At 41.9% G+C, this 18,875-nt stretch carries 20 protein-coding genes and 1 riboswitch; of the genes, 6 read left to right on the forward strand and 14 right to left on the reverse strand.

Translation table 11 applies throughout. The features are described 5' to 3' along the window. Positions 1 to 31: 31 nt before the first annotated feature. Positions 32 to 919: a 5'-3' exonuclease gene (locus tag SFC25_RS03615; RefSeq protein WP_411213977.1), complete on the reverse strand. Its 888-nt coding sequence runs from the start codon at positions 917 to 919 to the stop codon at positions 32 to 34. Positions 920 to 1,031: 112 nt separating this feature from the next. Between SFC25_RS03615 and msrA the strand changes: the two genes are divergently transcribed. Next, positions 1,032 to 1,562: a peptide-methionine (S)-S-oxide reductase MsrA gene (gene msrA, locus SFC25_RS03620; RefSeq protein ID WP_095222758.1), complete on the forward strand. Its 531-nt coding sequence runs from the start codon at positions 1,032 to 1,034 to the stop codon at positions 1,560 to 1,562. Positions 1,563 to 1,601: 39 nt separating this feature from the next. Here the strand turns inward: msrA and SFC25_RS03625 are convergent, their stop codons facing one another. From SFC25_RS03625 to SFC25_RS03635, 3 genes are all read right to left on the reverse strand, one after another. Further along, positions 1,602 to 2,606, reverse strand: a complete 1,005-nt coding sequence (locus SFC25_RS03625; RefSeq protein ID WP_411213978.1) for an LLM class flavin-dependent oxidoreductase — start codon at positions 2,604 to 2,606, stop codon at positions 1,602 to 1,604. Positions 2,607 to 2,777: 171 nt separating this feature from the next. Further along, positions 2,778 to 3,329 carry a GNAT family N-acetyltransferase gene (locus SFC25_RS03630; protein ID WP_411213979.1) on the reverse strand — a complete coding sequence of 184 codons (552 nt, stop codon included), beginning with the start codon at positions 3,327 to 3,329 and terminating at the stop codon, positions 2,778 to 2,780. 287 nt (positions 3,330 to 3,616) lie between these two features. Beyond that, positions 3,617 to 4,579 carry a TRM11 family SAM-dependent methyltransferase gene (locus tag SFC25_RS03635; RefSeq protein ID WP_411213980.1) on the reverse strand — a complete coding sequence of 321 codons (963 nt, stop codon included), beginning with the start codon at positions 4,577 to 4,579 and terminating at the stop codon, positions 3,617 to 3,619. A 133-nt stretch (positions 4,580 to 4,712) separates the two neighbouring features. Between SFC25_RS03635 and SFC25_RS03640 the strand changes: the two genes are divergently transcribed. Beyond that, on the forward strand, positions 4,713 to 5,885 hold the full coding sequence (locus SFC25_RS03640; RefSeq protein ID WP_411213981.1) for a trans-sulfuration enzyme family protein: 1,173 nt from the start codon (positions 4,713 to 4,715) through the stop codon (positions 5,883 to 5,885). Between the two features lie 161 nt (positions 5,886 to 6,046). Next, positions 6,047 to 6,358 carry a hypothetical protein gene (locus SFC25_RS03645; RefSeq protein WP_411213982.1) on the forward strand — a complete coding sequence of 104 codons (312 nt, stop codon included), beginning with the start codon at positions 6,047 to 6,049 and terminating at the stop codon, positions 6,356 to 6,358. 40 nt (positions 6,359 to 6,398) lie between these two features. Here SFC25_RS03645 and hisIE read toward each other — a convergent pair whose 3' ends face one another. The 7 genes from hisIE to SFC25_RS03680 are packed head-to-tail and all read right to left on the reverse strand — an operon-like array spanning position 6,399 to position 12,027. Beyond that, positions 6,399 to 7,049 carry a bifunctional phosphoribosyl-AMP cyclohydrolase/phosphoribosyl-ATP diphosphatase HisIE gene (hisIE, locus tag SFC25_RS03650; RefSeq protein ID WP_411213983.1) on the reverse strand — a complete coding sequence of 217 codons (651 nt, stop codon included), beginning with the start codon at positions 7,047 to 7,049 and terminating at the stop codon, positions 6,399 to 6,401. Further along, entirely contained in the window at positions 7,039 to 7,797 is a 759-nt protein-coding gene (gene hisF / locus SFC25_RS03655) for an imidazole glycerol phosphate synthase subunit HisF (RefSeq protein ID WP_411213984.1), read from the reverse strand. The genes hisIE and hisF overlap by 11 nt, the downstream gene beginning before the upstream one ends. Then, a complete protein-coding gene (gene hisH, locus SFC25_RS03660) occupies positions 7,794 to 8,417 on the reverse strand; it encodes an imidazole glycerol phosphate synthase subunit HisH (protein WP_411213985.1) in 624 nt (207 codons plus the stop codon). Before hisH ends, hisF begins: the two co-directional genes overlap by 4 nt. Then, entirely contained in the window at positions 8,414 to 9,001 is a 588-nt protein-coding gene (hisB, locus tag SFC25_RS03665; RefSeq protein ID WP_411213986.1) for an imidazoleglycerol-phosphate dehydratase HisB, read from the reverse strand. Before hisB ends, hisH begins: the two co-directional genes overlap by 4 nt. 16 nt (positions 9,002 to 9,017) lie before the next feature. After that, positions 9,018 to 10,295 carry a histidinol dehydrogenase gene (gene hisD, locus SFC25_RS03670; RefSeq protein ID WP_411213987.1) on the reverse strand — a complete coding sequence of 426 codons (1,278 nt, stop codon included), beginning with the start codon at positions 10,293 to 10,295 and terminating at the stop codon, positions 9,018 to 9,020. After that, the gene (gene hisG, locus SFC25_RS03675) at positions 10,292 to 10,912 is read right to left on the reverse strand and encodes an ATP phosphoribosyltransferase (RefSeq protein WP_411213988.1); all 621 of its coding nucleotides are present in this window, start codon (positions 10,910 to 10,912) and stop codon (positions 10,292 to 10,294) included. Before hisG ends, hisD begins: the two co-directional genes overlap by 4 nt. After that, positions 10,909 to 12,027 carry an ATP phosphoribosyltransferase regulatory subunit gene (locus SFC25_RS03680; RefSeq protein ID WP_411213989.1) on the reverse strand — a complete coding sequence of 373 codons (1,119 nt, stop codon included), beginning with the start codon at positions 12,025 to 12,027 and terminating at the stop codon, positions 10,909 to 10,911. Before SFC25_RS03680 ends, hisG begins: the two co-directional genes overlap by 4 nt. Before the next feature lie 120 nt (positions 12,028 to 12,147). On the opposite strand from SFC25_RS03680, the gene hisJ reads away from it, so the two are divergent. After that, positions 12,148 to 12,975 (forward strand): histidinol-phosphatase HisJ, encoded by an 828-nt coding sequence (gene hisJ / locus SFC25_RS03685; RefSeq protein WP_411213990.1) that lies wholly within the window; start codon positions 12,148 to 12,150, stop codon positions 12,973 to 12,975. Between the two features lie 210 nt (positions 12,976 to 13,185). Here the strand turns inward: hisJ and SFC25_RS03690 are convergent, their stop codons facing one another. Continuing rightward, positions 13,186 to 14,475, reverse strand: a complete 1,290-nt coding sequence (locus tag SFC25_RS03690) for a Na+/H+ antiporter NhaC family protein (RefSeq protein ID WP_411213991.1) — start codon at positions 14,473 to 14,475, stop codon at positions 13,186 to 13,188. Between the two features lie 86 nt (positions 14,476 to 14,561). Continuing rightward, a riboswitch (SAM riboswitch) is annotated at positions 14,562 to 14,670 on the reverse strand. 360 nt (positions 14,671 to 15,030) lie between these two features. Between SFC25_RS03690 and SFC25_RS03695 the strand changes: the two genes are divergently transcribed. Together SFC25_RS03695 and SFC25_RS03700 are read left to right on the forward strand one after the other, a co-directional pair. Next, positions 15,031 to 16,230, forward strand: a complete 1,200-nt coding sequence (locus tag SFC25_RS03695; RefSeq protein ID WP_411213992.1) for an MFS transporter — start codon at positions 15,031 to 15,033, stop codon at positions 16,228 to 16,230. A gap of 58 nt (positions 16,231 to 16,288) precedes the next feature. Beyond that, positions 16,289 to 16,489, forward strand: a complete 201-nt coding sequence (locus SFC25_RS03700) for a maltose acetyltransferase domain-containing protein (protein WP_411213993.1) — start codon at positions 16,289 to 16,291, stop codon at positions 16,487 to 16,489. Between the two features lie 120 nt (positions 16,490 to 16,609). Here the strand turns inward: SFC25_RS03700 and SFC25_RS03705 are convergent, their stop codons facing one another. Then, entirely contained in the window at positions 16,610 to 17,404 is a 795-nt protein-coding gene (locus SFC25_RS03705) for an SDR family NAD(P)-dependent oxidoreductase (RefSeq protein WP_411213994.1), read from the reverse strand. 29 nt (positions 17,405 to 17,433) lie between these two features. Next, positions 17,434 to 18,435 (reverse strand): AraC family transcriptional regulator, encoded by a 1,002-nt coding sequence (locus SFC25_RS03710; protein WP_411213995.1) that lies wholly within the window; start codon positions 18,433 to 18,435, stop codon positions 17,434 to 17,436. Positions 18,436 to 18,875 lie beyond the last annotated feature (440 nt).

The raw sequence follows: 18,875 nt of genomic DNA on the forward strand, positions 1-18,875 counted from the left end.
AAAGCGACTGTGCGTTATGCACAATCGCTTTTTAATTTGCCAGCTGGTCAGCTGCGCGCAATAAACGGCTTAGCTTTGTCAGTTCGAATTCCTCAAGCATCGCCTGTTTCTGCTTCTCATCTACTGCCCATACAGCATCTTCAAGTTCACAGCTGATGGGAACCTTGCAATGGATAGCAGCAAGCTTTCTGCTCAAATGCAGGTTATCCAAATCAGATTCGATTTTCTTCCGTACCCCTGCTGGAAGTTCTTCCAGGTTCTCAAGCAGCTTATCGATATTTTCATATTGAGTCAGCAGTTTGATAGCAGTCTTTTCACCAATACCCTTGACTCCAGGATAGTTATCGGAGCTATCCCCCATCAAGCCTTTCATATCGATGATCTGCGCTGGTGTCAGTCCCTTTTGTTCGAAAAAGCTTGTTTCCTGGAATATTTCGTAGTTGCCTTCACCTTTTCGCATAATCGCAACATCGATATTCGGCCGGACGAGCTGCAGCATATCCTGATCACCCGTAAGAACGGTAACCTGATGTCCTTCTGCCGCATAAAGGCTGGCCAATGTACCGATGCAGTCATCTGCTTCATAGTTTTTCAATCCGATATTCGGGATACCATATCCAGCTGCAACCTGCTTCACTGCTTCAAATTGTGGAATCAGCTCAACAGGCGGTGCCTCACGATTCCCTTTGTACGTATCCAGCATTTCGCTGCGGAATGTCTTTGAACCCATATCCCAGCAAGCAGCAACATGTGTCGGTTCAAAATGATCGACAGCAGCAGCCAAATGACGGATAAAGCCATGCAAGCCATTTGTCGGCATACCTTTTGAATTGAGCATAAAATAATTTCGGTAAGCAGTAGCATGAAATGCGCGGAACAAAATCGCCATGCCATCTATTAGTAAAATATGATTTTTCATACGATTTTCATTGTCTCCTTCTTTTCTTTCATCCTTATAGTTTAACATACTAGTACAAGTTTTATATATAGGGTAAAATAAGTCATATTGCACCAGGAAGGAGCTATTAACTATGACAACAAACTTTGCCAAAGCTACATTCGCAGGAGGATGCTTCTGGTGTATGGTGAAGCCTTTTGATCAATGGGATGGTGTCGAATCCGTCATCTCCGGTTATACAGGCGGACACGTCGAAAATCCGACATACGAACAAGTGAAAACAGGTACGACAGGACATTATGAAGCTGTTGAAATTACGTATGATCCTACAAAAATAACATATCAGCAAATTCTGGACCTATATTGGCCTCAGATCGACCCTACCGATGCAGGCGGACAGTTCCAAGATCGCGGTGACCAATACCGTACAGCTATCTTCTATCACGATGACGTACAGGAAGAACTAGCCCAATTCTCGAAGAAAGCACTTGAAGAAAGCGGCAAGTTCAAGCAGCCGATCGTAACGGAAATTTTGCCAGCAGCTGTTTTCTACCCTGCTGAGGACTATCATCAGGACTTCTATAAGAAGGAAAAAGAAGCTTACGAGGAAGATCGCGCTAAGTCAGGCCGTGATGAGTTCATCGAAGAGCACTGGAATAAATAGAAGGAGCGACTTAGTCGCTCCTTCTTTCAACCCTTAAGTTTACATAATATTATTATGGTCTACCTCTTGTTTGATGAGTTCATACGATTTCCATTTAGCTTCCTTATCGTAGATATTGGTAATCAGCATGAACTCGTCAGCTTGATATTCCTTCTGCAGCCTCTCCAGCTCTTTTTTTACCTTTTTCGGCGTTCCTATTACACAGCGCTTACGGTTTTGACGGATTATCTCTTTATCTGCATCCGTCAGATGACGCTTTTGAATCAGCTCCGGTGACGGAATCTGTGTATCGCGTCCTTTGCCGACACTTAGCAACCAGTGATCCTGGCTCTCGGCTAGCTCTTCCGCCTTCTCGTCCGTTTCCGCACATACGACAAATATGCAGACAATGCCGTAGGGCTCTTCCCTCATGACAGATGGACGGAATGCTTCCTTATATAAAGGCATTGCATTCGGTTTAGCCGGACTGATGAAATGACCGAACACGTAACCGATACCCAATTCACCTGCTCGCTTGGCACTTCCCTCTGACAGACCAAGCACCCATAATGGTGCAGGTTCTTTGACTCGCGGGGAAGCTTTTACCGAACGGTAAGGATGCTCGCGCGGGAGGGAATTATAAAGGAAACCTTTCAGCTCCGCAAGCTTTCTGGGAAACTCCCCCATTCCGCTTTCTGCTCCATCTGCTAAAGCACTCCGGGTCTGTTCCGTTCCGCCAGGCGAACGTCCAACACCAAGATCGACACGCCCAGGAAAAAGTCCAGCTATTGTATGAAATGTTTCCGCCACTTTCAAAGGGCTGTACTGCGGCAGCAGCACGCCGCCAGTCCCAACTTTTATTGTATTCGTCGCACTCGCAATCCGCGTTACCATGATTTCAGGCGCGACGCTCACCAAACCATTTGTATTATGATGCTCCGCAAACCAGTAACGCTCATAGCCTAATCTTTCCGCATGCTGAGCCAATTCCACGCTTTCCTGCAATGCTTCCTCAGGCGTTGCGCCTCTCCTGATCGGTGCCTGATCTAGTACGCTAAGCTTCATGCGCCCACCTCTTCTCTGCTCGTCTCATTACTTATTGTAGGGAAAGTAGTGTGAAGCATACAAGGTATCCGCTCAATAACGCAAAAAGTACTTTTGATTTACTCAATGATTGATCGCATGGAATTCAGTTTTATATTGACTTCACACTGAGGCAACTTCTAAATTATAATTTCATCTTAATATTTTTCGATCTAGAGTACTCTCTACTAAGGTCCAGGCTTCATGACAGCTTGGAGCTGTGATAAATGGTTTAAATCCATAGTTAAGGTACATATTAATCGCTTGGTAACTTGTTGTTTGTGAAGTAAGATAGGCCTTTGAATGATAGTTGGCCAGGATATTCATTGCTGCACTTAGTAAAGGTTTGGATAGTTTTTTTCCTTGATATGCTGGGACAATGCCTACCCAATGGATCCTCCCCATTATTTCTCCATCGTCTTTTAAGTTGCCATACCAGGCGGTTGTTGTTCCAATCACTTCTCCATGCTCATTCTCGATGAACACACATCTATTCATCATTTCATTAATATAGGGTCCAAATTCTTTATGAAAGTGCTCCAGTGCAGAGTCTTGATTTTCAAATTCACCTACACTGGCTTCCACACGTGCCCAATGATACTCGTCACCTTTCTCAAATAATCTAATACGAAATCCATCTGGAAGCGCGTATTGCGGGATATCCACCAAATCTTCTCTCACCATACGAAGTGAAATTCTCTTCATTTAAATCAGCTCCTTATATGATTTTATGCCTTGTCCATCTCTAACTCTTAAATTCCGCAGCAATTCCCTTCATCAAGCTATGCATGCATTTATGTATTTAATAAAAAGAGCGTAGTCTGGGGTATTTTTAACTTCCATATAATGCTCCAATCAATAGAATGAATTCGCTTTCATTCAATGCTGCTCCAGTAAAAGTAGGTCACTATTGCATTACCTTTTACTGGTTTTCTTGAAAAACATGAAACAAAGAAGAAGCGAATAGTTAAATCTCTAAACGTAAGCAAGCTTCATTCACACACTACTACCTGCCTTGAAAACAATGCCTTCAATCCCTTATTAGCAACACATCGATCCATGATTGTAAAGCCTGCCTTCACAATCATCTCGTCCATATCTTCGATAGTTAGAATGACCACTCTATTGGCAATCCTTCTAGCATGCTTTATGATTGTGTACTGTTCTTCCGCTGTTGCACGGGAATATAGATTATAAGGCATATCTATGATCGCGACGTCATAGTGCCCTTCTTGCTCGGCAATATCTTGAACTGCCACTTCCCCATGATAGTCGAAGTGGGCAATATTTTCCCGAGCTCCCTTAACCGCAAGTGGGTTGCGATCCGCTCCGGTTATGGTTATCCCCATCGAGAGTGCTTCCACCAGGACTGTGCCGATCCCACAGCAAGGATCAATCACACTAACATCTGTCGGATCTGGAACTGCGATATTCACAACCGCTCTTGCTAGACGTGTACTTAAAGCTGTCGAGTATTCCTGCGGTTTCTTAGCATGATGCAGCCAGACAGAATCACTTTCTGCATAGCTGCCGAAATACCAGCGTCCTTCAAACGGAATAATTCCAAACAGTACATCTGGTTTTCGCATTTCCGCTTTGCCTATGATATTCCATCCAACTTTCTTCTCGATTGCCCGCTGGTCTTCAAATTCTATTTTGTTGCCGCTTGGCAGGTCATTTATTTTAATATAAAGCACCTTGAATGTCTTATTACCGAGCTCTATCTGATTTACTTGCTTACTGATATCTTCTACAGAATCCCCAGAATAAAGAATAGTAAGTCTTCCTTTTATAAACGGACTTCTGCTTGGTTCAATCATACTTGTACTTTTGATAAGATTATCTGATTCTTGCCCAAAAAGCACTCTTTGCTCTAGTCTGCAAAGTGAACCTTCCTCTAGACCCTTTGTATATACATATAGATATTCATTTGTTTCGATACTTCGATTTTCCATGCTTTAAGCCTTTCTTTAAGCCCGTATTCTTGTTAAAAACCCATTATACCAAAAGAAAAGGATTCAGCTTCAAAAGTATGAAAAATAGTAAAATCCACATAATGAGAATAGACAAACTCTAGGAGCGTAAACCATGGCAAAAAGCGAGGAAAGATTAAAGGATATCGAAATATGCATGCATTACGGCGAAGTCCCGGATAGTTATAATGGTGCAATTATCCCGCCGACATTTAGCAATACTCTATTCGTTTACCCTACCTTTGAAGAATTAGGGAAAGCAGTGTCGAATGAACAAAACCATTTTGTTTATACACGGGGAACGAACCCAACCGTTCAGATTGCGGAAAAGAAATTGGCTGAGCTGGAACGCGGGGAAGCCTGTAAATGCTTCGCTTCTGGAATGGCAGCCATTAGCGCTGCATTATTAAACAGTCTCAAAAGCGGAGATCATGTCTTGTGTATCAGCAATGTCTACTTCTCTACTATGGATTTTTTAACCTATATGGAAAAGTTCAATGTTTCGCACACTGTTATTTATTCCACTGGCATCGCAGCCATTGAACAAGCATTGCTGCCTGCTACAAAAGTCATCTATTTAGAATGCCCGACTGATCATAATTTCAGGCTGGTTGATTTAGAGGCTCTTGCCAGCTTGGCCAAAAGCAGAGGAATTCGAACGATTATTGACAACACATGGGCAACACCGCTCTTTCAAAAACCTTTAACACACGGCATTGACATCGTCGTCCATTCCACATCGAAGTATTTAGGTGGACACAGTGATTTAATGGGAGGAGCAGTTATATCCAATAAGCAGATAATAAATAAACTGTTCACCGATGAATTCATTTTATTTGGAGGAATAATGCCTCCACAAGAAGCCTCCCAGCTATTACGCAGCCTGCGAACTTTACCTATACGCATGGCAACACATGAAGCAAATGCGCTTAAAGTTGCGAAGTTCTTAGAATCTCATTCAGCTGTTGAGGCAGTTCATTATCCTGGATTGCCATCCCATCCAGACTATGAATTGGGACAAAGACAACTAACAGGATACTCTGGATTACTAAGCTTTTCGCTTAAGAACGCTACCTATGAAACGGTGAAAGAGGTTATAAATAAAGCAAAAGTATTTCAAATTGGCGTATCATGGGGTTCCTTTGAGAGCTTGATCATGTCTCCTAACTACGGGAATAATGCTGAACAGCTGAAAAAGGAGCATACCAGCACAGGGCTGATCCGGATATCTGTTGGGCAAGGCAATGCGGATGAGCTAATACAGGATTTAAAGCAAGCTTTGGAATGAACAGCAGCCTTTCCTATTGTAGCTTGTCTATGTAATCTCCAGTGATTTTGTGATAAGTTGAATAATAGTATATTACTCAACTTATTCTTTTTATCAATTAGCATAGCTGTGACTTCAGGTTTTCTATTCCGTAATTTCATTACTATGAGAGGGGATCAAACATGAAGCATGTTGCTCTAATCGGAGGTATCATAGGACTGCTCTTTTCAATAATAGCGCAATTATTTGCTGTCATCGACGATTCGTACACATTCGGTAATATTGGGTTTTTGGGTATGATCAGCGGAATCGTCGCTATCGTTTGCTCTATCATCGCTAATAAAAGACCAATGCTGGCCGGATGGTTATTAATCCTAACTTCAGCAACGGGATTTTATGCGCTTGCCGGCCTATATTTAATTCCGGGTACTATGACTTTATTAGCTGGAATCTATACCTTAGGCAGAAGATATAACAACGGCACAAGTCATTAAAAATCAAAGCTTCCAAGCATAAGGTAAATGAAAAAGAGCGTCACCACTCTTCTATCGGCGGACGCTCTCCTTTGTTATTGCCTTTCTTTTGGAACCGGCGTGCTAGTTCTGCTTCTACTTCTTGCAGGCGGACGCCTTGGTTTGCGAGCAGGACGAAGCTGTGGTACAGCAAGTCACTTACTTCAGCAATCAATTCCTCTGGATCATCATTCTTTGCAGCGATGACGACTTCACCGGCTTCTTCAATCACTTTCTTGCCAATTTTATCGACACCTTTTTGATAAAGGTAATTCGTGTAGGAATTCTCTACCGGGTGCTTTTTCCGGTCTTCTGCTTCATCCATAACTGTCCTGAATATATTCGCTTCTTCCTCTGTATCACCAGTAATTGGTGTTTCGTTAAAGAAACAGCTCACTTCCCCAGTATGACACGCTGGTCCTTGTGGTATGACACTGATCAGGATTGTATCATTATCACAATCAAGCTTCATGTCGACAACCTGCTGGATGTTTCCGGAGGTTGCTCCTTTATTCCAAAGCTCCTCTCGCGAACGTGAATAGAACCATGTTTCTTTCGTTTCCACTGTTTTCCGATATGCTTCTTCATTCATATAAGCAAGCATCAGTACTTGCTTGGTTTGGCTGTCCTGCACAATTGCTGGGACAAGTCCTTTGCTAAAATCAGGCTTCACGAATCCGCACTCCTTCCTGGTGGCAGCTTTGTTTTACTTCTTCGATACTGAAGGTCTTATCATGGAAAATAGACGCTGCAAGAGCTGCGGACACATCTGTTTCCTGGAATACTTCTGTTATATCTTCAGGACTGCCGCAGCCTCCTGAGGCAATGACAGGGATGCGGACTTTCTCAACAATCGCTTTTGTCAGTGGCAGATCATAGCCAGTTTTCACGCCATCAGCATCCATGCTTGTGAGCAATATTTCCCCTGCTCCTCTCGCTTCTGCTTCCTTCGCCCATTCGATTGCATCTATGCCGGTATCTTTACGGCCACCATGTGTCACCACGTGCCAGCCATCATCAAAACGCTTCGCGTCGATGGCTACAACGATACATTGGGAACCGAACTTCTCTGCTCCCTTTGTGATGAGATCCGGGTCGGCAACTGCTGCTGAGTTAATGGCTACTTTATCCGCTCCAGCCTGAAGCATGGTCGTCATGTCATCAAGTGAGCGAACACCGCCTCCGACTGTAAAAGGCACGAATACATGCAATGCAGTCTGACGTACGATGTCCATCATCGTCGCCCGTCCTTCATGTGTTGCAGAGATATCTAGGAATACAATCTCATCAGCGCCGCTTTTCGAATACGCCGCTGCCATGGCGACAGGATCACCGAGTTCACGCAGTGAAACAAAATTCGTACCCTTGACGACAGTGCCATCCTTTACATCAAGACATGGAATGATACGTTTTGCGATCATATGCTTTCCTCCTTGCTGTACGCTTGCTGACTGCTTTCAAACACGCTTTGCAATAACAACTGGCCTACTTTTTCACTTTTCTCCGGGTGGAACTGGATACCGCAAATATTCCCTTTCTGCACGATTGCAGGGATCTGTGTGCCATATTCCGTGCTGGCAACAATATATTCTTCCGGTGTGTTCGCCTGATAACTGTGAACGAAGTAGACATGTTTACCGTTTTGTTCTGAGTAAGTCGGAAAACCGTCACTTACCTCTAAAGCATTCCAGCCGATATGGGGAAGCAGGTGACTTGTTTCTATTTTCTCAACAGTTCCTGGAATCAGGCCAAGTCCTTCTGTTTCGCCATGTTCAAAGCCTTTTTCAAATAACAGCTGCATGCCTACACAAATACCGATGAATGGTTTACGTGCTGCTAGATCAAGAAGCATTTCGCGCAAGTTGCGCTTGTTTATCTCCTCCATGGCAGCTCGGAATGATCCCACACCAGGCAGAATGATATGGGTTGCTTGTTCGAATTCTTCTTTCTTGTCAGTCAAGATCGTTTCATATCCTAGCTGTTTACAGGCATTTGCAACGCTCGCGACATTGCCGACGCCATAATCGACGATTGCAATCATTCGATCATCCCTTTCGTACTGTTGACACCTTTGATTTCTGGGTTCACTTTAATGGCAATTGCCAGCGATTGGCCAAGTGCCTTGAACAAAGATTCTGCTTTATGATGTGTATTGGATCCGTAATGAACCTTTGCGTGCAGTGTGATACCTGCGTGTACAGAAAACGCTTGGAAAAATTCGCGTACCAGCTCTGTATCAAAGTTGCCCAGTTTAGGATTTTCGAATGCTGCATCAAAAACAAGGAATGGGCGCCCGCTGATATCCAGAGCTACAAATCCTAATGTTTCATCCATTGGCACAAAGGCGTTGCCATAGCGGTTGATACCTACCTTTGTACCAAGTGCTTCCTTCACCAGCTGCCCGAGCACGATGCCAGTATCCTCCACTGTGTGGTGACTGTCGATATGTAAATCTCCTTTAGCTTCTACAACTAGTCCAATTCTGGCATGACTCGCGAACAATGTCAGCATATGATCGAAGAACCCTACCCCGGTATTGATTGATATGTTGCTGTTGTCATCCAGATTTACCTGCATGTTGATGTCTGTTTCGAACGTTTTACGAGCTTTTTCTGCTGTACGCATTATTGAATCCCCCTGTCTATGACTTGAATCGGATATTGATCGATTCTCCATGTCCTGTCAGCTGTTCCTCTTCTGTCAAATGAGTGATAGCCGTTCTGCCTTGTTCCAATGCTTGTCTATCGTAATACGTGTATGTCGTTTTCTTAATAAAATCATCCACACTGAGCCCTGATGAGAATCTTGCTGTGCCGTTTGTCGGCAATACGTGATTTGTTCCCCCATAATAGTCACCTAAAGCTGTAGGAGCATAGGAACCGAGGAAGACTGAGCCAGCATGTTTTATCTTTCCTAAACTTGATAGCGGGTCAGCTGTATGGATCTCCAAGTGTTCGGGAGCAAAAGCATTCGATAGCTTGAAGCTCTCAGTCACGGAATTTGTCAGAACAAGAGCACTGTCTCCATTGATTGCTTCGCTTGCGATTGTTTTGCGAGGCAGCTTCTCCAGCTGGCTTTCCAGCTCTTTTTCTACTGATTGAATCAAAGCCTTACTGTCTGTCAAAAGGACTACTCTTGCATTTTCATCATGTTCTGCCTGAGCCAGCAAATCCGCAGCTATAAATGCAGGATCAGCAGTTTCGTCTGCGATGATAGCCACTTCGGATGGGCCGGCAATCATATCAATCCCGACCTGACCGAAGACAAGCATTTTCGCCGCAGCTACATACGCATTGCCCGGTCCGACAATTTTATCTACTGGAGCAATCGTTTCTGTTCCATATGCCAAGGCTCCAATCGCCTGGGCGCCGCCGATTTTATATATTTTATCCACACCAGCAATTTCAGCTGCAGCTGCTAATACTGGAGCAATTACTCCATTATCCTTCACTGGTGTTACCATAATGATTTCCCTCACACCTGCCAAACGTGCTGGAATCGCGTTCATCAAAATCGTCGATGGATAGACCGCTTTGCCTCCAGGTACATATATACCGATTCGCTCCATCGGCAAGACGAGCTGACCGAGCTGTTTGCCTTCCTCGGCAGTCATGATGCGGGATGCTATGACTTGCTTTTCATGAAACGCACGAATATTTGCCGCCGCTTGCTTTAAAGCTGTCAACGTCTTAGGTGCCAATTTGGCTTTTGCCTCTTTTATCTCAGCTTCCGACACAAGAAGCTGATCTGTTGTTGTACCATCGAATTTTTTGGTATATTTCCGTACAGCCTGATCACCTTCCAGCCGGACATCCTTCAAAATAGCCGATACAGACTGAAGCACCAAAGGGTCAAAGCCGCTGTCTGCTTTCCGGGAACAAAACTGTTCCAGGAATTGTGTACTGGTTAGTTTCTTCATGATTGCGCCACCTCATCCTGTAAAACAGAAAGGTATGGCTGGAGAATATTCCGTTTCATCTTTAAAGATGAACGGTTAGCTATTACTCTGGCCGTGAAGTGCTGGATATCTTCGATTACTTCCAAACCATTCTCTTTCAAAGTTGTACCTGTTTCTACAATATCGACAATGGCATCTGCCAATCCAAGCAGCGGAGCTAATTCCACGGAGCCTTCCAGCTTGATGATATCTACCGACTCGCCTTTTTCTAAGTAATATTGCTTCGTGATACTGGTATACTTGCTGGCAATCCGTTTCTTCCGGTCCGGCCAAACTTTGTCCTTCTCAGCAGCAACTGCCATCTTGCAAGCGCCAAATGGCAATGGGAAGAGATTGAATACATCCGGCTGGAATTCAGCAATGATATCTTCTCCTACAATTCCCAGGTCGGCAATGCCATGCTGTACATACGTTGTCACATCTACGCCTTTGGCGAAGAAATAGATCGCCTCATCCGTTTCAACGCTCAACTTCCGTCCTTTTTCCACCAATGGTTTGCTGTCGATACCTCGTTCCTCCAAATATGCGAGGAATTGCTTTTCGACGCGCCCTTTCGTTAATGCGATGACTGGTTTCATCTCTCGACCACCTCGTATCCTTCTCCGCTCTGAACCACTTGATAAACTCGATCATAATTTTCAGCTGTTGCTTCTGTCCTGACGTCTACAACTGCATCTGGATATTTATAACGCAGCGCTTCAGCTGCTATCAACCCTTGCTCATCCGTCAGCAAGCATATGCGTTCCTGTTTATCCGGTGCTGGCAGTGCAGCCGCAAGCACATCCATATCAAATGCCAAGCCGACAGCGCTCATCTTTCCGCCAAATTGTTCGTACAGCTCGTCATATCTTCCGCCAGAGAAGCATTCTGCTCCACTTTCCGCCAGGAAACCTCTGAACATGGCGCCATTGTAGTATGGAAGCTGCTTTACACGCCCCAGATCCACGATGACATCCTGACCAAGCTCTTCCAAAGCAGCCGCAAGCTGCTGAAGCTCTTGGATCACAGGTAATAATTTAGAGTTATTTTCCCACGCCCCAGCAAACTTATCTAAAATAGCTGTTCCGCCAAATGCATCTGCTAATGAAGAGACTGCTTCGGCTGTCTCTTCATTTCCTGCTTCCTTGACAAGACGATATACTTCATCTTTTCGCTTATCGTGCATCGCTTGTCTAATCTGGGAAGCAGCAGCTTCTTCAAGTTCCAGAGAAGATATGAAAGTCTCGAAGATTTCCGTATGCCCAAGCTCGATGCTATACTGCTGCAATCCTAGTTCCCGAAGGAATCGGACTGCTGTGAACAAACTTTCATATTCTCCATACAGACCTGGAGTCCGGATGATTTCGATGCCAGCCTGATGGCTTTCGACACCCGCATGATCCTTTTTGAAGACAGATCCAGCATACGCCCATTTCTGCTGATCAGACTGCTGATTCGCAAGCGCACGAGCAACAGCAATCGTCCAATCCGGGCGCAATACTTCGATTTCCCCTTCCTCATCGAACCATTTCAGCATCTTTTTAAGTGTCATACCTGCATAAGGATTGGTAAATGTTGTGCTATACTCAATGACAGGTGTTTCAATAGCTTGATAATTTCGTAAATTCACGACAGACTGGAACTTTTCATATATGCTGACACGATTGACAAGCTGTCGACCTGTCAAATCACGACTTCCTGCTGGTAAGAACATCTATAAGCCTCCGATTCTTTCTTTATCATTTTACCACTTTACTAAGATAAAGGATTTCTGTTGATTTGAATGTAACATAATGAGATACTAACGTCAACACATAACGAAAGGAGCAAACATATGCCAGGAGATTTTCACGTACATACGCAGTATTGCCAGCACGGCGCAGACGATAAAATGGAAGCCTACGTTCTGAAGGCAATTGAAAAAGGACTCACCCATTTATCATTTACAGAACATGCTCCGCTTCCGGAAAGCTTTACGGATCCCGCTCCACATCGTGACAGCACCATGGACCGAAACAAGGTGGAAGCTTATGTAATGGAAGGCAAAGCGCTGCAAAAACAATATAAAAATGATCTGCAAATCAATATCGGCTTTGAAGTTGATTATATCAAAGGCTACGAACAAGAAACACAAACTTTCCTTGATACATACGGTCCGGAAATGGATGATGGTATCCTTTCTGTACACATGCTCCAAGCACCGGATAAGTCCTTTTTCTGTATTGATTATAGTGAGGATGAATTCGGGCGTGCTGCTGATGTATTTGGCGGACTCTTACCCTTATATAAAGCTTATTATGATAATCTCCAGTCTTCCATTGAAGCTGATCTTGGTCACTTTAAACCAAGGAGAATAGGTCACATTACATTGATTCAAAAATTTCAGCTTGCTTACCAGAAACCGGCCTCTTTATCTGAGGAACAGACACACATTCTGGAACTCATAAAGAGAAAAGGATATGAGCTTGATGTTAATACAGCTGGTCTTTATAAACCGTTATGTAAAGAGATTTATCCGCCAGTTGAGCTTATAGCTTACGCAGCAAAAATGGGAATTCCGCTTGTTCCTGGTTCCGACAGTCACGCGGCTGGGGGAATTGGTAAAGGATTTGAATATCTATCTGATTATTCTCTTCAAATTCCGCAGAGATTAAATTCATAAAATAAGAAAAAAACAGCTGCTTGTGTGTCCCAAAGGTGCACGTGTGCAGCTGTTTTTCTTACTTACTCCATACTATTTATTTTTGTTGTTGTAAAAGTCCACTATGGCAGAACCAGTTTTTAACCAATAGACTAAATGCGGTATAATTCTGCTTGTTCCCATACTGGAAGGAAGTTTAATAAATACACATTTTCTCTTAAAAGCTGAAAATCATTTTTCCGAAGTATTTTTCTTCTTTGGATAGCCAATTAAGATGGCGATAATGCCGCAAATAGCTACCAAGATTGGATAGAAGCTGTATGGAATGATACTGATTGGCGAAATCCCCGCTACGGTTGCAGCAGTCAATAATTGAGCTCCGTATGGTAAAAGACCTTGGATGGAGCAAGAGAAAAGATCTAATATACTAGCTGATTTTCTTGGCTCTATTCCGTACTGATTGGCAATATTCTTAGCAAGTGGACCAGTAATCAATATAGAGATTGTGTTATTAGCAGTTGAAACATCAGTTAGACTCACAAGTCCGGCGATACTAAATTCGGCACCCTTTTTCGTTTTAATTCTTCGCGTTGCAAGTTGCAGAATATAATCAATTCCTCCATTAAACTTAATTATCTCTACCATTCCAGCTATTAATATTGCAAGGAAGGCAATCTCATACATACCCGCCATTCCATCACCAATCTGCTGCATCAGGCTCATGAAATGGTAGCTGCCATCTATCCAGCCAACAGCTCCCGCGAGAACAATTCCCAAAACAAGTACGAGGAAGACGTTCATACCAATTAAAGCAAAAACTATAACTAGGACGTAAGGAAATATCTTTATCCAATTATAGTTTATATGTTCTACTTGAGCTGATTCACCCATTGCGATAAATCCTAAAATGATGCACGTAACAATAGCTGCTGGCAACACAATCCAAAAATTAACTTTAAATTTATCTTTCATCTGTGCGCCCTGCGTACGAACGGAAGTTATCGTTGTATCTGATATGAAGGATAGATTATCACCGAACATCGAACCACCAACAATCGCTCCCATCACCAAAGCCATCGAAAGACTGGTTTCATCGCTTATCCCAACTCCAATTGGAGCCAGTGCTACAATGGAACCAACAGATGTCCCCATCGACAAGGAAATAAAGCATGCAATGACAAATAGGCCAACTACGAGCAGATTTTGCGGAACGATAGATGTAGTAAGGTTTACAGCAGATTCTACTGCTCCCATGCCTTTGGCAACTTCAGAAAACGCTCCTGCTAAAATGAATATGATCACCATCAGCATGACATTGCTATTACCTGCACCTTTGCAGAAAATATCAACCTTTTTAGTAAGAGATTCCCTTCGATTCATAGACAAAGCTACACCCGCTGCTATTGTGATTGCTACTATGACCGGAAAGTTATAAAAATCTCCTGTGATGATTCCGGATCCAATAAATAAAACTAGAAAAACAATAAATGGAATGAGAGCCCATGGATTTGCTTTCTTCATTGATTCACCTCTGATTTTGTTTTATTGCAAAAAAATAAAGCCCTTCTTACATCCATAAGAAGAGGCTTTATATCTATAAAACACTCCCCTTATCTATCAAGCCGCAGCTTGCTGGATTTGGCACAGCAACTCCATTACATAAGTTCCGCTGCCGAGATTTCTTCGGGCCAGTCCCTCCATCTCTCTAAATAAGAAGAAAAGAATATTTTTTTCACAGTAAGTAGGATTATACACATCTCCTATTTTTTTATCAATAGTTTTAGAAATCCCAAGTATTGCTTTCACAATATCTCCTTATCAGAAAGGATATTACGAGTAAAAGTGCTCTCTATTGTCCTTGCAAAATTATTGGCTGTAACGGCCTCTACTTCTAATTTATTTCATCCTTAAAAACTTATCGCGTCTAATTTCATGCATGTTTCTAATGAATGAAGCAGGAGAACAATGAATAAAAATATAATTAATTAAGTTTATGCGAATAACTCGTTTAACACAGTGTGATTAATTGCTGTTTATTTGCAGTATAAGCTTCCTTTTTATGAATAGGAGGATATTATGTTCTTCATTTTTTTAATTTACTTATCATTTATCAGCTTAGGATTACCAGATTCTATATTGGGGTCTGCGTGGCCGCTTATGAACACTGATCTTGGCGTTCCGATTGGCCATGCAGGTATTGCTTCAATTATTATCTCTATAGGAACAATAGTATCCAGTCTGTTTTCATATAGATTAATTAGAGTACTAGGTACCGGCAGGATCGTGATGGTAAGTATATCCATGACTGCTATTGCACTGCTTGGTTTCGCATTTTCTCCTTCGTTTATCTGGCTGCTATTTTGTGCTATACCTTTGGGACTAGGCGCAGGAGCCGTGGATGCAGCTTTGAACAGGTTTGTTGCTGCTCACTACGAAGCAAAACATATGAACTGGTTACATGCTTTCTGGGGAGTTGGAGCTCTGCTAGGCCCTGTTATATTATCAGTATTGGTTGTTTGGGGGAATTCTTGGAGAAGTGGTTATTTTACCATTTCATTATTACAGTTTGCATTAGTCTTGCTGCTTCTATTTTCACTTTCAAAGTGGAAAAAATACGAAGAGGCTGATAGTAATACAATCCAATACACGAAAGAAATCAATTCTGAAAGCAGAACGGGACTGATGCATGCTTTTAAGAAAAAGGGCTCTGCTTTTGGAATGGTATCTTTTTTCTTAATAGCATCAACTGAAGCTTCCATGATGCTTTGGGGTTCCAGTTATTTAGTAAAAATAGAAGATATTCCACCAGAAAATGCTGCTGGTTATATCTCCTTATACTTTATTGGTATGACGGCTGGCCGTATGTTAAGTGGATTTCTCTCTATCCGGATAAGCAACGAAGCTTTAATTCAGTTAGGTTGCTCTTTAACTGTTTCAGGCCTTCTAATCATGTTACTTCCATTGCCAATAATTTTCACATTACTTTCTTTTGTAATAATAGGTGCTGGCCTTGGTCCAATTTATCCATCCATGCTGCACCAAACCCCTGTTTATTTTGGTAAACATAATTCTCAAGCAGCAATGGGAATTCAAATGGCCTTTGCTTACACAGGAGCTACTCTTGTTGCACCCTTGTTAGGACAGTTGCTAGCGACAATTTCATTTTTGATATTCCCTTATTTTCTTTTAGCTTGTGTAGCTGGAATCGTGTTCTGTCGATTGATTTTATTACGTTCAAGCAAAGTTGGTGCTGCGCCTAGACGTCTAAGTAAATGACTAATTGCCATCTTGAAATCCCTACAATCTATCTATTTAAGAATGAGGTCTTTTACATATGGGTAACCGTATTAAAGATAGCCAGCACAATAGCAGTATGTATCTGCCAGGAGATAAGGAGTTGGCAGCATGCCAAACCTTATGCTTAGAACGACTGTACGACTTTAATCAAACGCGTCCTAGTGAACTAGAAAAAAGAGAGATTACTGATCACGATAAGGAATTTTATTTCAAGGATTTAAGGGTAGTAGAGAAATAATATAAGAAGTCACACTTTATTTCATGTGTGGCTTCTCTTTATAAGCTTTAACAAAAGCTAAACTTCCATGAAAACGTTCAAGAAGTGTTTGGCATTATAAAAAAGGCACGAGATCAGTCTTTAATAAATAGTTGGAATCATTCCTCCATCCATTCGAATTGGTGACCCTTTAAACGCTGAAGCATAAGGACTACATAAGAATACTGCAAGTCTTCCTATTTCAATTGGTTTAATAAACCGCTGTATGTCAGATTGAGGTTGATTATTGATCATAAAGTGTTTTTCTTTTTCCGCAAATGTCATGTCATCGTCAGTGTACAACCCCTCAATAATTTGTTGAACATTTTCTGACAAAGTAGGTCCTGGCATAATTGTATTAATCGTCACTTCAGATCCTTTTGTTAAAATGGATAGACTCTTTGATAAAGACAAGAGCATGGATTTTGTCATACCATACTGAGGCATTAACCCGGAAGGCATTATTGCTTCTTCACTTGCAATAAAGATAATACGGCCATCGTTATTTTCCAACATTTTCGGTAAATAATGTTTGCATAAGCCATTAGCAGCTATAACGTTGGTACGGAAATATTTCTCCCATATGTCATCGGTAATATCTTCATATTGCATAACTTCATAGATACCCATGTTGTTAATTAATATATCTACATCCGGGAATTTCTCTAACAATGCTTCTCTTTGTTGAATATCAACTATGTCAGCTGCAGCATTTTGCGGAGTAGTAGCTGGATATGCTGTTTTGATTTCCTCAACAATTTTTTCAGCTTCTTGATTACTTCGCCCATTTATTAGTACGTTAACCCCTTCTTTAGCTAACTCTAAAGCAATTGCTTTTCCTATTCCTTTTGTAGAACCAGTAACCAAAGCAGTTTTATTAGCTAATGCTAATTCCATCTTTTTTTCTCCTTTGTATTCGTTTAAGATTATTTGATTTTATTTTCATGCCGCCATTTCAATGGGGTATCCCCTTCCCAGAATCGAAAGGCACGATAGAATGAGCTTTGATCTTTATAACCTAGAAGAAAGGCTACTTCTTTAAGATCTAAAGATGAGTTTGCTAAGTATTCTCTTGCCTGTTCATGACGTACTTCCATTAAAAGCGCTTTAAAACTAGTTTGTTCCTCAGTCAGTCGCCGTTGCAAGGTCCGTCCGCTCATACCAAGCTCACTTGCAATGTCTTGTAAGTCTAGAATTTCCTTAGTCAAGCTACGTTTTAAAATCCACTTTACTATCTCTTTTATAGAGTAATTGTTCCTGTGTCTTTCTAATCTTTGATTCAACACCGGCGTTAAAATCTCCAGCAATTCATGATTGTAAGAAATAAATGGACGATCAAGATCTCCTCTGTTTAATATTAATCGATTACTTACAGCGTTGACTTTGATAGGACAAGCAAAGTAGTTTTCAAGTTCTTGTAATTGATGCATTGAATGTGAAAGTTCTACTGAAGTTGCTTTTATAGGCAAACCAGTGCCGCGGCGTCCAAGTTCCAGTAAAAATACAAGTAACGTTCCAATCAGGACTGGCGGTACAGGTAGACCAGTATTCTTCCATGTGACTTCAATCGTGCATTGGGTACCTTTTTCTACGATTTGAATATTTTCTGGAGGACACATTTTTTTGTAACGGGCCATTCTATTTAAAGCATCCCTATAGTCACGAGCGTGGTATGCTGCCAGTACAGGTGGTGGATATTGAGCTGTTTCAATTACTGTTGGAAGCATAAGCATTCCAGCGCCTGAGTCATCGATAATGTCTGAAAAAGCTTGCCATATACTGATATATTGCTCTGTAGTAACCTCTGATTCAGATATGATGGTAAGGGGCATCTTTGCTTTTCTAACCACTTCTTGAGCAGAAATCCCAAGTTGAATAAAACCTTTCCAGAGTCCGTCTGGAATCTTTATATAACTTTGTGCAGTCATGAAATGTACCTCTTTCTATCTATACATAGAGTAAAGAACACTTAAGTATGATTAGTTAAAGCGATAGTGATTTTATTTTAATTATAATATCTAGTTAAGTAATTAGCATTTACCGACAATACACTTGCAATAGACGTCAACACAAAATAAAAGCCCGAAAACCTTAGCGCTAAGGTATCGAACTTTTTAAATTTATGATTCGTACTAGACTTGAGCCAGCAACTACCATCCTGTTGTTTTTGATCTGAGCTTAAATAGTGGATTTATAGGTGTTCTCCGCTTGATAATTAATCAACTCAAGCCGTTTCGTTTCCATTCTCCTAACTATAGTTTACGAGAATGCATATTTGCCCAATGTCTCCTCTGGAATAGCGTTTTGTTTACGAGTCATCAAAAATATGGTCCTGTTGTGTATCATGATCAAACAGGACCATGCATTT

Origin of the sequence: Terribacillus saccharophilus, from assembly GCF_046592595.1 — a bacterium.
In the GTDB taxonomy this organism is placed as follows: Bacteria; Bacillota; Bacilli; order Bacillales; family Amphibacillaceae; genus Terribacillus; species Terribacillus saccharophilus_C.